The sequence below is a fragment of the Lysobacterales bacterium genome, from assembly GCA_014946745.1.
GTDB lineage: Bacteria > Pseudomonadota > Gammaproteobacteria > Xanthomonadales > Xanthomonadaceae > Aquimonas.
In genome coordinates this window covers 2,660,923-2,673,873 of the sequence record JADCRD010000001.1, presented here as the reverse complement: position 1 = coordinate 2,673,873, position 12,951 = coordinate 2,660,923, and the positions used below count along the sequence as shown (strand labels likewise).

The following is a 12,951-nucleotide window of genomic DNA, read 5'->3' as shown; positions in this document are numbered from 1 at the left end:
TCACATCGCCTGCGCAAGATGGTCGTGAGGCGCGGGCGCCAAACTGGTAGCCTGTGCCGCCTTTGGCGTGGCCTGTCGAGGCCCGCCGCACCGCCTTTGGAGCCCGCCTTGATCAAGCCCCGCACCGTGCCCGGCGTCCTTGAGCTGCTGCCGCGCGACCAGATCGCTTTCCAGCGCATGCTCGACATCATCCGCGACAACTACGAGCGCTTCGGCTTCCTGCCGGTTGAAACGCCGGTGATGGAGCTGTCCGAAGTCCTGCTGACCAAGTCGGGCGGCGAGACCGAGCGGCAGGTCTACTTCGTGCAGAGTACCGGTGCGCTTGAGAAGGCCGAAGCGGGCCAGTTGCCCGAGCAGGCGCTTCGCTTCGATCTGACCGTGCCGCTGGCGCGCTATGTCGCCGAGCACGAGCACGAACTGCACTTCCCTTTCCGCCGCTACCAGATCCAGCGCGTCTATCGCGGCGAACGCGCCCAGCGCGGGCGCTTCCGAGAGTTCTACCAGTGCGACATCGACGTGATCGGCAAAGACGCACTGTCGGTCCGTTTCGATGCCGAGCTGCCGGCGGTGATCCACTCCGTCTTCAGCGACCTGGCGATCGGTGCCTTCACCATCCAGATCAACAACCGCAAGCTCATGCGCGGCTTCTTCGAGGGCTTGGGCGTTGTTGATCCCGAGCAGCAGGGCGCGGTGCTGCGCGAGGTCGACAAGCTCGACAAGCGCGGGCCGGACTATGTGCGCGAGACGCTCACCGGTGAAGGCTTCGGCCTCTCGATCGAGGCGGTTTCGAAGATTCTGGATTTCGTCGGCATCCGCTCGGCCGGACACGCCGATGCGCTGGCCCAGCTTGATCGTCTGGGGCAGGGCAGCGAGACCTTCAACCAGGGCATCGCCGAGCTGCGCGAGGTGCTGGAGCTGGTGCGCGCCTTCGGCGTGCCCGAGGCCAACTACGCGATCAACCTGTCGATTGCGCGCGGGCTCGACTACTACACCGGCACCGTCTACGAAACCACGCTCAACGACTACCCCCAGATCGGCTCGATCTGCTCGGGCGGTCGCTACGAGAACCTGGCGGGGCAGTACACCAAGTCGCACCTGCCGGGCGTGGGCATCTCGATCGGCGCATCGAGGCTGTTCTGGCAGCTGCGTGAGGCCGGCCTGATCGAATCCGCCGAGAGCAGCGTCGAGGTGCTGGTGGCGCAGATGGACGAGGTACGGCTGCCGCAGTACCTGAAGCTGGCGTCGGAGCTACGCCGCGCCGGCATCAATGCCGAGGTGCAGCTGGAGTCGCGCAAGGTCGCCAAGCAGTTCCAGTACGCCGATCGCGCCGGCATCCGTTTCGTTCTGCTGCTGGGTGAGGACGAGGCCGCACGCGGCGTGGTCGCGGTGAAGGACATGCGCAAGCAGGAGCAATTCGAGGTGCCGCGCGAGGATCTCGTGCGTGCGCTGCGGGTTGAACTGGAGCAAGCCCGCGCCATGGCCGGGCGCGGCAATCACGGCGGCTAGCAGGCTGTTGAATAGCAGCCTGCGCGTCCGGCCAAGGATGGTCGGGACGACGAAGCAAGCGCGCAAGCGATTGCGTCGTCGTGAGGCGGTACGGACCTGCGTCGGACCGCCGACTTGAAAAACTCCCCGGAAGGGAGCTCTTCAACCAGCTGTTGGGGCCGGGGCCGGTCAGGGCCTGCGCGCAGGACCGACTCAGGTCCAGAGCCGGGTGAGGAGGCCGACCACTTCGCTCGACAGCAGGACTGAGGCGGTGATCGTGCTGAGCCCCAGCACCCAAGCGACGAGCTGCAACACACCATCGCGCTCGATCAGGGCCAGTGCGTACAGGACCAGCAGCAGGCCAAAGGGATAGTTCGTCAGTGGAATCGGCAGCGACAGCAGGATACCCAGCAGGATCAGCTGCGCACCGGTAAACACAGTGGCCCAAGGTTGCGTTGCCAGTCCGTTGAGGCGCGGCTTGCAGAGACGTTCGATGCGCCGCAATACCCCGCCCATCTTGGCGTTGAAGCCATCCAGACGCGCGCGCGGCACGGTTTTCTCGCGCCAGCGCTTGGGTAGCCAGGGCTGGCGCCGGGCGAACAGCATCTGCAGTCCGAGCACCGACACCAGTGGGCCGCTGATCGCACCGACGCCGAAGGGCAGGGGCAGGAAGGCCGGCATGATCGCCAGCAGCAGGGCGGCACCGAAGGCGCGTCTACCGAAGGCGGCCAGGATTGCATCCAGGCTGGGATCGACTTCGCCCGCGGCGAGCTCGCGCAGGATCTGGCTGGTGCTGGAAGCGCTGGAGGGCTGCATGGGCGGTCAGGCTGGCGGGGGCTCACTTTACCGGGCCTGAGGCTGCATGCGTGATGCGCATGGCGTCGTGATGCCCCCGTGCCGGCGCGCATGGGCTCGCCGAATGAACGGTCCACTGTCATCGCACGCGCACGCGCGGGAAGCTGTTGTAACGTGACGCATCGACGCCGCGCGCGTCGCCCCACCGCAAGGCATCCGGCCTGATGCGCAGGCCCCAAGGAGTGCAGATGTCGCTGGTAGCAGGAGGCCACACCCTGAAGAAGTACGACGAGGACCTCGCAACCCTGCGTGATCTCGTCATCAAGATGGGGGCGGGCGTGGAAGAGCAGCTGCGTCTGGGCATGCGCGCGCTGGAGATGCGCGATATGGATCTGGCCGAGCGCGTGGTCGACGGTGATCGCCACATTGACCGCTACGAGCTGCGCGCCGACGAGGAAATCGCCCAGCTGATCGCGTTGCGCGCGCCGCTTGGTGTGGATCTGCGCACCATTCTGGCGCTGTCGAAGACGGTCAACGATCTGGAGCGGATCGGAGACGAATCGAAGAAGCTGGCCAAGATCGCGCAGCGCCTCATGGACGCCAGCGGCGACCGCGTCGAAGTGCCGATGGTTGCCGAGATCGGCGGGCTTTCCAAGATTTCCGCAAGCATGCTGCGCGGCGCGCTGGATGCGCTGGTGCGGCTCGATCTGGAAGAAGCCGAGCGCACCCGCCGCGACGATGATCGTCTAGACAAGGCCTACAAAGCGAGCGTGTCGCAGCTCACCCAGCTCATGGCGGACAGCCCGGCCGCGGTGGCGCCGGGCGTGCAGGCCCTGTTCGCGCTGAAGTCGCTGGAGCGCATTGGCGACCATGCCAAGAACATCGCCGGCTATGTGTTCTATCTGGTCGAGGGTCGCGACGTGCGCCACCCCAAGGCGCGCATGGCCGCCGACGACTGACGCGGCCTGGCATGCGCGCGTGCCGGGGCGCGCGGCCACTCTGAAGTCCTGAGCGTGGCCTCAGAACAGATCGCCGCCGGCTGACAGAGCGCGCTCCATGCGGTCGCCCAAGCCGCCAATCTCGAGAATCAGCCGATCGAGTTCGGCTGCGGTCAGCCCCTCCAGAGGGCGGTTCTCGCACAGCTGCAGATACGTCAGCCCATCGAGTTCCGAGATCGCCAGATAGCCGACGCGCTGCTCCCAGTTGAAGGCGAGCGCGCGCTTTGCATCCAGTCCGGTCGTCGGGGCCAGCGCGGTGCTGACGCGCAGGAACTTGCGGCCATCCTCGTCCTCCAGCTCGGTCAGGAACAGGCCCTGATGGCGAGAGCCATGGTTCAGGGTCAGCTCGATGCCGATCAGATATGGCTCGCTGCGCGTGACCGTGAAGTGGGAGGCGGCGTGGGCGCGGATCTGTTCGAAGTTCTGCATGGCGTAAGCGGCAACCTGGAAGCGGAGCCGTATGCTAACAGCCCCACCGACGCTGCCTGAGAATCTGGCCCGTGTCAGACCCGACCGGCACTCTCAATCTGGCGGATCCGCTCGATCGCAAACGCGCCGTGCTCGCTGTGGTGAGCGCGATTCCGCGTGGCGAGGTGCGTTCGTATGCCGAGGTCGCGCGTGCAGCCGGCTGGCCCCGGCACGCCCGGCTGGTGGCGCGCGTGCTGTCGGAGTCGGAGGTGCCAGGCCTCCCCTGGCATCGCGTTCTGCGAGCCGACGGCCGCATCGCGTTTCCCAAGGGCTCGCCATCGTGGCTTGAGCAAGCGAGGCGTCTCGCTATCGAGGGCTTGACCCTCATCGAGGGGCGAGTGAGCCGCGCAGGTCGGCAAGCCGGAGGCGACAGCGGGCTGGATGCCGCCCTGTGGGGAGCTTCGCCGCAGCCGCGCGGCGGCGCCAAGGCGCGCGCGCGGCGTTCGAGCGACTCGCGTCGAGGGTGATGCCGCCGCCCGGTGGCGCTTACGCACTCTGGGTCAGCGCGAGCCCGGGCGGCGTCAGCAGAGCGGGCGGCAGGTCGCTCAGCACGCCGGCGACCTTGTGGAGGAAATCGCTCCGCGCCGACGACTTGCGCCAGACCAAGGCGATCTGTCGGCTGGGGCGCGAGTCGGTGAAGCTCAACAGGCGTACCGTTTCCGAGCGCGGCACCGGCGGCTGTACCGCCAGCAGCGGCAGCAGGGTCATGCCGACGCCGGCTGCAACCATCTGCCGCAGCGTTTCCAGACTCGTTGCGCGGAAGCCATCCTTCTCGCTGGCGCCCGCCAGGTGGCAGACATCCAGCGCCTGGTCGCGCAGACAATGGCCGTCATCGAGCAGCAGCAGGCGCTCATCGGCGATGGTGTCGAGACCCAGCCGCTCGGCGCCCGCAAGCGGATGGGTCGCCGGCACGGCCAGAACGAATGGCTCTTCGAACAGCAGTTCGGTGTGGAGCTGATCCTCGTGCAGCGGCAAGGCGAGTACCGCGGCATCAATGCGGCCTTCCTGCAGCTGCTGAAGGAGAATCTCGGTCTTCTCTTCGGTCAGCAGCAGCTCGATCCGCGGAAAGCGCGTGCGCAGTTTGGGCACGACGTGTGGGAGCAGGTACGGGCCGAGGGTGGGGAAAATGCCGAGCCTGAGCGAGCCGGCTTCCGGGTCCAGGCTGCGTCTCGCAATGGCGCGAATCTGCTCGATCTCGTCCAACACCACCCGCGCGCGCTGCGCGATCTCGGCGCCCGCAGCGGTCAGCATCACCTTGCGCGGTGCGCGCTCCACCAGGGTGACGCCAAGCTCATCTTCGATTTTCTTGATTTGCGTGGACAAGGTGGGCTGGCTGACGAAGCAGGCGTCAGCGGCGCGGCCGAAGTGGCGCAGTTCAGCCAGGGCCACCAGATAGCGGAGATCGCGAAGATTCATGGAGCCGCTCCGGTTGACGAATATACGTGACTGATCGATAGATTAATCCCTATCGTCAACGTCAATCAAACGGAAGCGGCCGAAAGCTTCATCGCCCCTGTCCTTCGCGACTCATCCGGCGGCAGCGTCGGAGACGGCCGAGCGGCAAACGATCAGGGCCCGCCATTGGCGGGCCCTGTGCTGCGGGAGGGTCCGGCTTTCAGCGCGCGGCGTTGGCGTTCATCACCGAGTTGCGTGAAGCGTCCAGGTACTGGGCAGGGTCTCGCATGCCGGTGGTGTGGCACTGACCGTTGACGTGGCCCTGATTGACGGCCCCGGGCAGCTGCGCGTTGCTGCGCTCCACCGTGCCGTCTTCCGGATCGCTGAGGACAAGGTCAGAGGCGAAATTGCAGAAATCGTTGGTCCACCAGTTGGTGCTGCGGAAGCCGGTGCTGTAGTAGTGAACCTGGCCCCGCGCCCCGCTGGGAATGCCGGCAAGCCAGCTGGCGGCGCCGCTGTAGGTGAGGTTGCTATTGGTGCCGCAGCCGACGCCGAAGATACCGCCCAGTGCGGCCAAAACGCCGGCCAGGTTGGTGCCCTGGTAGGGCGTGCCAACCGACTGCATGCGGCGCGCGCCAACCGCGTTGTCCAGGCCGCTCCAGTAGTAGGTGTAAAGATGCAGCGAGGCCGCGCCGCCCTGGCTGTGGGCAACGGTGCCGAACGAGTTCCAGGTCGCGCCAAAGTCGCGGATGCGACGAGCGAACTCGTCGTGGCTGCGGTTCTGGTTGGCGTCGAGGAACGTCGAGGCGTTGCTGAACTGGCTGGCGGGCCACACGCCGCCTGAGCAGTAGCCGTGGACCAGTAGCAATCGGCTGCCCACGCCCTTGCGATTCAAGTCGGCGGGGCGCGGGCCTTGCGTCATCAGCTCGTCGATCGTGAGCTCTGTCGCTGCGTATTTCTGCGCCGAAACGTCCATCGCCAGCGGCAGTCGCTCGGCCTTCGCCAGCGCGACAAAGTGGTTCGGGTCCTCGATGCGCAGGTGGCGCAACTCGTAGGGCCCGCGTGCCCCGGACTTCGCCACCCAGCGCTCATCGAAGCCGAGTTCGATCCTGCCCTCGGCGATTTCGACCATGCCCCCGACCCAGGCGATCGCGACCTCGGCGCCCTTCGCATCGCGCCCCCAGACCTCGCCGATCGCGCGGTAGTGGCCGCCCTTCTTGGCGCTGCTGACAGGCACCTGCAAAGACAGCCGCGAGGGGCCGCCGGACTTCGCCAGCGAAGCGCGAGCGGCGCCGCCGATGCGCAGGTCGGACTCCACCACCGGGATCACGTGCTCGGCAGTGCGGATCAGTTCGGTGCCGTCGGCGCTGCGGCCCTTGACCAGCACCTGCGCGTTCAACACGCCGGCGCTGCCTGCCTCGAACACCCCACCGTAGAGACCGTCGTCGGCCACGCCATCGGCATGCAGACCGTCGTCAAACATCGCGATCTTCTCGATCGAGCCGTCGGCGCGCGTGAGCCGGATCGAAGCCTCGTCGACCGTTCCCGCCGCGTGGCCCAGCACCACGCCGGACTTGTCCACGGCCGTCAGCTGCGCAGTCAGGCCGATACGAGCGCCCGCGAGGTAGTCGAGATGGGTCGGGTGCGAGGCCAGCTCGGTGCCAGCATCGCCCTCGATGAGCAGAAAGCCCTGCTTGCGCGCGTCGGCACTGGCGGTGATTTCGAGCGACCAGCCGCCCTTTTGCAGGCGACCGAACTGGTAAAGCTCGGAGGCGAAGCGCTCGCCCTCAATGCCGAACTCTCCCGGCTGTGCGCGCTCGGCCAGCTGGGCCGCCTTGTAGAGTGTGCCCGAGGGGCCGCGCAGACCCAGCTCCCAGCCGTGCTCTTCGCCCGCCAGCAGAAGTACCTGCAGCTCCGAGCGCTCGACCGGCAGCGCCATGCGCCAACTCAGGCGTCCGGATTTCTCTTCCTTGAGTTCGACCGGAATCAGCGCCGATTTCGAATGGATGGCGGCGGCCGCTGGCTCCAGTGCGCGCATCTGCGGAATTTCGGAGGCTGGACCTGCCAGCTGCTTGAAGGCCGGCGAGGCCAGGGCAGGCAGGGCGGAGCAGACAAACAGCGAGGCGGCGCAGAGCGCCAGAGGCTTCAGCTTCATTGGATCCCTCCCCAGGGATTGAGTGCACCGCAGGCAGGAGGCCTGCGGCGTGCGGCGCACCGAGGGCGGCAGCTCGGTGGCTGTCGTTCTCCTCCCCTACGCCGGCGCATGGAGGCTAGGCCCAAACGCCGGCCGAACGCATTCTGCGCTGCAGCGAAGCGCGGTCGACTCGGCTCGCTACGGGCCGCGCGCTACACTCGGCGCATGGACATCCTGCTCGCAAACCCCCGTGGCTTCTGCGCCGGCGTCGACCGCGCTATCGAGATCGTCAAGCGTGCGCTGGAGCTTTTCGGCGCCCCCATCTACGTGCGTCACGAGGTGGTGCATAACCGCTACGTGGTCGAAGACCTGCGCGCGCGCGGCGCCGTGTTTGTCGAGGAGCTCGACCAGGTGCCTGACGGCGCCACCGTGATCTTCAGCGCCCATGGCGTTTCTCAGGCGGTGCGAGGCGAAGCCGCTCGCCGTGGGCTCAAGGTGTTCGATGCGACCTGCCCGCTGGTCACCAAGGTCCACATGGAAGTGGCCCAGCACTGCCGGGCCGGCCGCGACGTGGTGCTGATCGGCCATGCCGGACATCCGGAAGTGGAGGGCACCATGGGCCAATGGAACGCCGAGAGCGCTGGCGGACAGATCTACCTTGTCGAAGATGTGGCCGATGTGGCGCGGCTCGATGTAGGCCAGCCCGACAACCTGGCGTACACGACTCAGACCACGCTATCGGTGGACGACACCCGCGGCATCATCGAAGCGCTGCGCCAGCGTTTCCCGGCCATCCTGGGGCCGCGCAAGGACGACATCTGCTATGCCACCCAGAACCGCCAGGATGCGGTACGTCGGCTGGCCGCCGAGTGCGATCTGCTGCTGGTGGTGGGCTCGGTCAACAGCTCGAATTCGAACCGCCTGCGCGAGCTGGCCGAGAAGCAGGGCGTGCCGGCTTACCTCATTGACGGCGCTGAGCATATCGACCCTGCCTGGCTGGCCGGCCGCCGGCGAATTGGCCTCACCGCCGGGGCGTCCGCGCCCGAGCTGCTGGTGCAGGGCGTGGTCGATCGACTGCGCGAACTCGGCGCCAGCGGCGTCCGCCAGCTGGAGGGCGAGCCCGAGAATGTGATCTTCGCCCTGCCCAAGGAGCTGCGCGTCACCCTGGTGGCGTGAGCTATTGGTGGCAAACGCGTTGACCCGGTGCGCCGACGTGCCTAAACTTCGCGGCTATTCGCCGGAATAGCTCAGTTGGTAGAGCGGCGCATTCGTAATGCGTAGGTCGCAGGTTCGACTCCTGTTTCCGGCACCAGAACTCAGACGGCCGCCTCGCCCCGCGCAGGCGGCCGTTTGTTTTGCGCGACTCCGAAACCTTGCAGGCGGGGGAGCAGGCTCCGGAGCGATCGAGGCGCCAGCCCACGACTGCGGCCTCCTGCGGCCGCTCGCCGCCGCAGCAGCGCGCGGCGGGCGTTCTGCCGACCCTCGTGACCCAAGGACTGCGCACTCATGCAATGCTTCGCGACGAGGGCAGGGCGTAGCTGCCGCCGCTGTGGAGTCTGGAGGCGCAGTTCACAGGCTCCGGGCCGGGAATACCCGCACCCGTTGCACCACATTGTCGCCCGTGGCTTCAATCCGCATTCTCAGGCCCTCGATCTCAAGCTCGGTGCCCACCGAGGGCAGATCTTCGAGCTGCGCGACGATCAGGCCACTCAGGGTGCTGAAGGCATCGGTGGGCAAGGACCAGTCGAGTTGTCGATTGATCGTGTGCAGCGGCGTTCGGCCGTCGATCAGCAGGCTTCCGTCAGGGCTTTGCAGAATGGGCTGGGTGTTCTGGCCGGGGGCGCTCACGAAATCGCCGACGATCTCTTCAAGGATGTCCGGCAGCGTCACCAGGCCGACGATGTCGCCGTACTCGTCGACGACCAGGCCGACACGTCGCTTGACTCGCTGAAACTCCAGCATCTGTCGGGTCAGCGGCGTGCCTTCGGGGACGAAGTAGGGCTTGCGCAGCAGTGACTCAATGTAGTGCGCGTTGAGTCGCGCTGCGGGCGTGCCCAGCAGATTGCGCAGATGCAGGATGCCGATCACCTGATCGATGCTGCCGCGATAGACCGGCGCACGACTGAAAGGAAAGCCCGCCAGTCGCTGGCGCAGTTCGTCCGGGCTTGCGTCCAGATCGATACCCTCGATCTCGTTGCGCGGCACCATGATGTCCTCGATCTTCGCTTCTTCGAGAGCGAGGATGTTGAGCAGCATCTGCCGATGCTTGTCTGGGAGCAGCTGGCCGCCCTCCTCCAGCAGCGTGCGCAGTTCGGTGGCGGAGCGCGCGTGAGCGTCACCCAAGGAGGGGCGCAGCCCGAAGGTCCGCAGGATGCCTGCGACGAGCGTATTGACGGCCATCACCACGGGCGTTCCGAGCTTGAGCATCGGCCACAGCACGTAGGCCGCGGGCAGGGCGATGCGCTCGGGATTGAGGGCGGCAAGTGACTTGGGCATCAGTTCGGAGCAGAGCAGCAGCACCAGGCCGATCACTGGTATGGCCACCAGCACCCCGGCGTAGCCGAGCAGGCCGATGAACAACAGGGTGCAAATCACCGCTGCGGCGCCGTTGACGAGGTGTTTGCTCAGCAGGATCAGGCCGGCCAATTGCTCCGGTTGCTTCAGTAGCTTTCCCGCAAGCCGGGCCCCGCGACTGCCGCCGCGTGCCAGATGCATGAGCCGGTAGCGGTTGATCGATGTCAGCGCCGACTCCGAGGCGGAGAAGAATGCGGAGAGCACCAGCAGAAGGCCGAGCGCCGGGAGCAGCAGAGTGAGGGGAGTGTCGTCCATGCGCAGGGTGGTGCAGCCGCGCGCGCAGCAGGCGCCGCGACCCGATGAGGGCTCTGGAGTGTGGCAGAAAGCGCAGGTCAGCGTCCCCGAGATATTCCCTGCGAAGCCGCGCTAAGCGTGCTGGATCCTTGCGCCGCACCGGAATCTCAACGGCTGCGACGGCCGGCTTGCTAGATTGCGCCCCCGACGCCGATCAGGAATCCCGCGTGGCCAAGTCGAAGATTGCTTATGTCTGCAGCGAATGCGGCGGCACCTCCAGCAAGTGGCAGGGCCAGTGCCCTGACTGCGGCGCGTGGAACACGCTGACCGAGTTCGTTGAGACGCCGGCCGCGGCCGCCACACGCAGGGCTGGCTATGCCGGCGCTGGCCTGCAGGCCAGGGTCACGCGGCTCGATCAGGTGCCACAGGGTGTCGAATCGCGCACCGAGGTCGGCATCGGCGAATTCGACCGCGTGCTCGGCGGTGGGCTGGTCGATGGCTCGGTGGTGCTGATCGGCGGCGATCCCGGCATCGGCAAGTCGACCCTGCTGCTGCAAACCCTTGACGCACTGCGCAGCCGGCTGCCGGGGCTGTACGTCACCGGCGAGGAGAGTCTGGGCCAAGTGGCCAATCGCGCCGCACGTCTTGGCCTGTCGCTGGCAGGCTTGAACTGCCTGACCGAAACCTGCGTCGAGCGTATCGTCCAGCATCTCAATGCCGAGAAGCCGCGGCTGGCGGTGATCGACTCGATTCAGACCATCCACTCGGAGCAGCTTCCCGCAGCCCCCGGTTCCGTCAGCCAGGTTCGCGAGTCCGCTGCGCGCTTGGTGCGCCACGCCAAGGAACAAGGCACCAGCATCTTCCTGGTCGGACACGTCACCAAGGAAGGCGGTATCGCCGGCCCGCGCGTGCTCGAGCACATGGTCGATGCGGTGCTGTACTTCGAAGGCGAGTCCGGCAGCCGCTTCCGCGTGCTGCGCGCGTTCAAGAACCGGTTCGGAGCGGTGAACGAGCTGGGCGTGTTCGCGATGGGCGACCGCGGCTTGCGCGAAGTTCCGAATCCTTCGGCCATGTTCCTGTCGGGCACGCTGGCCGAAACGCCGGGCAGCATCGTCATGGTGACTCGCGAGGGCACTCGTCCGCTGTTGGTCGAGGTGCAGGCCCTGGTGGACCAGAGCTCGCTGTCCAATCCACGGCGCGTGTCGCTGGGCTTGGAGCAGAACCGCTTGGCCATGCTGCTCGCCGTACTGCATCGGCATGGCGGGCTGGCGGTGTTCGATCAGGATGTGTTCGTCAACGTGGTCGGCGGCATCCGCGTGCAGGAAACCGCGGCGGATCTGCCGGTGCTGCTGGCGGTGCTGTCGTCGTATCGCAACCGCGCGCTGGCGGAGAAGACCATCTCGTTCGGCGAAGTCGGCTTGTCGGGCGAAATCCGGCCGGTGCCCAACGGCGAGGAGCGCTTGCGCGAGGCCGCCAGCCACGGCTTTCGACGTGCGATCGTGCCGAAGGCCAACCTGCCGCGTCGCGGCAGCATCAAGGATATGGACGTGATTGGCGTGGAGCGGCTATCGCAGGCGCTGGAGGCCGCCGACTGAAGCGCAGGCTCCCGGGGCTCTACGGATCAAGCGCTTGCTTTCTCGGTCCCCGGGCGCGCCCTTCCATGGCGCGCGGCAAGGTTGAATTCTCGAGTGCCGGCTTAGGCCATGCCCAGCGCAGACAGCTCGCGGTTCAGCAGTTCGGCGTTGCCGAGATTGAGCTCGATGGTGCGCTTCAAGCGCAAGAAGCTGTCGAGATCGATGCGTTCACAGCTGAAGCCAATGGCGACATCGTCCAGGCGGACCAGACTGACCGCCATCGCGATCATTGGCCCGCCTTCCAGACGCACGTCGAGGCGATAGCGGCTGCCGATGCGGCCATCGAAACCTGATGGCCGCGAAACCAGAGCGCCGCGGATCGCGAGATCAATCAGCTGGGCCTGCCACATGGCTGAGCCCGAGTAGATGCGCACCGAACCTTCGATAGGGAAACGACTGTGGCGCCGTCCGTGATCGGCGTGAATCGAAGCGGAGAGGGAGCTCATGCGCGGGCCAGCACCAGTTCAAGCACAAACTTGCTGCCGAAGAACGCCAGCAGCAGCAGTCCCATCGCAAGCAAGGTCAGACGAACGGCGCGTTGGCCGCGCCAGCCGAAGCGGTGGCGCCCGAACAGCAGCAGACCGAGGACACCCCACGACAGCACGGAGAGCACGGTCTTGTGGGCCAGGTGCTGGGCCAGCAGGTCCTCGACGAACAGCACGCCCGTCACCAGGGTCATGCCCAGCAGCACGAAGCAGGCCCAGAGGATGCGGAACAGCAGCGCCTCGGTCTGGATCAAGGGTGGCAGCCTGCGCGTCATCGTTGAAGGGCGGCGGTTGCGCAACGCGCGCTCCTGGAGCCAAAGCAGCGCGGCAAGGACAGCGCCTACGCTCATGGACGCGTACGCCAGCAGGGCAGTCCAGGCATGCAGCTGAAGCTGCCAGGTGAGGCTGGCAGCCGGCTGCGCCGGCAGCAATGCGTAGGGCAGCATCGCCAGCGCTGCCAGCGGCATCACCACGACCTGCAGTGCGTTGACCCGCCGCAGCAGGCCGTCGGTGAGCGTGAGTACGCCCATCCCGAGCCCGACCAGCGACAGCGCCGCGAAGAAGTGCAGCTCAGGCCCCCCTTGGCCCCAGGTGCGCAGCGCGTATCCGAGTGCATGGGCCGCGACGGCGGCGAGCCCCGCGAAAAAGGGCAGCCGGCTTGCGGTCGAGCGACTGCGTTCGCGCAGCGCCAACAGAGCGGTGGCTACGTAGCCCAAGGCGGCCAGCAGCTGGAGGATAAGGGCGAGCAT

At 66.8% G+C, this 12,951-nt stretch carries 12 protein-coding genes and 1 tRNA gene; 6 read left to right on the top strand and 7 right to left on the bottom strand.

Features of this window, described 5'->3' with window-relative positions; all coding sequences use genetic code 11:
• Window positions 1–18: 18 nt before the first annotated feature.
• Complete coding sequence (locus tag H4O13_10630; protein MBE5315847.1) at window positions 19–1,506, top strand: histidine--tRNA ligase; 1,488 nt, start codon at window positions 19–21, stop codon at window positions 1,504–1,506.
• Window positions 1,507–1,698: 192 nt separating this feature from the next.
• On the opposite strand, the gene H4O13_10625 is transcribed toward H4O13_10630, so the two are convergent.
• The gene (locus H4O13_10625) at window positions 1,699–2,301 is read right to left on the bottom strand and encodes an exopolysaccharide biosynthesis protein (GenBank protein ID MBE5315846.1); all 603 of its coding nucleotides are present in this window, start codon (window positions 2,299–2,301) and stop codon (window positions 1,699–1,701) included.
• Between the two features lie 227 nt (window positions 2,302–2,528).
• Here H4O13_10625 and phoU point away from each other — a divergent pair, with 227 nt between their 5' ends.
• Complete coding sequence (gene phoU, locus H4O13_10620; protein ID MBE5315845.1) at window positions 2,529–3,239, top strand: phosphate signaling complex protein PhoU; 711 nt, start codon at window positions 2,529–2,531, stop codon at window positions 3,237–3,239.
• A 60-nt stretch (window positions 3,240–3,299) separates the two neighbouring features.
• Here the strand turns inward: phoU and H4O13_10615 are convergent, their stop codons facing one another.
• Complete coding sequence (locus tag H4O13_10615; GenBank protein ID MBE5315844.1) at window positions 3,300–3,707, bottom strand: hypothetical protein; 408 nt, start codon at window positions 3,705–3,707, stop codon at window positions 3,300–3,302.
• A 98-nt stretch (window positions 3,708–3,805) separates the two neighbouring features.
• Here H4O13_10615 and H4O13_10610 point away from each other — a divergent pair, with 98 nt between their 5' ends.
• Complete coding sequence (locus tag H4O13_10610) at window positions 3,806–4,213, top strand: MGMT family protein (GenBank protein MBE5315843.1); 408 nt, start codon at window positions 3,806–3,808, stop codon at window positions 4,211–4,213.
• A gap of 19 nt (window positions 4,214–4,232) precedes the next feature.
• Here H4O13_10610 and oxyR read toward each other — a convergent pair whose 3' ends face one another.
• On the bottom strand, window positions 4,233–5,162 hold the full coding sequence (gene oxyR, locus H4O13_10605) for a DNA-binding transcriptional regulator OxyR (protein ID MBE5315842.1): 930 nt from the start codon (window positions 5,160–5,162) through the stop codon (window positions 4,233–4,235).
• Between the two features lie 199 nt (window positions 5,163–5,361).
• A complete protein-coding gene (locus H4O13_10600) occupies window positions 5,362–7,296 on the bottom strand; it encodes a conditioned medium factor (GenBank protein MBE5315841.1) in 1,935 nt (644 codons plus the stop codon).
• A gap of 204 nt (window positions 7,297–7,500) precedes the next feature.
• Between H4O13_10600 and ispH the strand changes: the two genes are divergently transcribed.
• Window positions 7,501–8,451, top strand: coding sequence for a 4-hydroxy-3-methylbut-2-enyl diphosphate reductase (gene ispH, locus H4O13_10595; GenBank protein ID MBE5315840.1), 951 nt, complete (start codon window positions 7,501–7,503; stop codon window positions 8,449–8,451).
• A gap of 60 nt (window positions 8,452–8,511) precedes the next feature.
• Window positions 8,512–8,587 (top strand) — tRNA-Thr (locus H4O13_10590).
• Between the two features lie 257 nt (window positions 8,588–8,844).
• Here the strand turns inward: H4O13_10590 and H4O13_10585 are convergent.
• A complete protein-coding gene (locus tag H4O13_10585) occupies window positions 8,845–10,104 on the bottom strand; it encodes a DUF21 domain-containing protein (protein MBE5315839.1) in 1,260 nt (419 codons plus the stop codon).
• Window positions 10,105–10,310: 206 nt separating this feature from the next.
• Here H4O13_10585 and radA point away from each other — a divergent pair, with 206 nt between their 5' ends.
• On the top strand, window positions 10,311–11,678 hold the full coding sequence (gene radA / locus H4O13_10580; protein MBE5315838.1) for a DNA repair protein RadA: 1,368 nt from the start codon (window positions 10,311–10,313) through the stop codon (window positions 11,676–11,678).
• Window positions 11,679–11,779: 101 nt separating this feature from the next.
• Here the strand turns inward: radA and H4O13_10575 are convergent, their stop codons facing one another.
• Together H4O13_10575 and ccsA are read right to left on the bottom strand one after the other, a co-directional pair.
• A complete protein-coding gene (locus tag H4O13_10575; protein ID MBE5315837.1) occupies window positions 11,780–12,163 on the bottom strand; it encodes a PilZ domain-containing protein in 384 nt (127 codons plus the stop codon).
• Window positions 12,160–12,951, bottom strand: coding sequence for a cytochrome c biogenesis protein CcsA (gene ccsA / locus H4O13_10570; protein ID MBE5315836.1), 792 nt, complete (start codon window positions 12,949–12,951; stop codon window positions 12,160–12,162). Before ccsA ends, H4O13_10575 begins: the two co-directional genes overlap by 4 nt.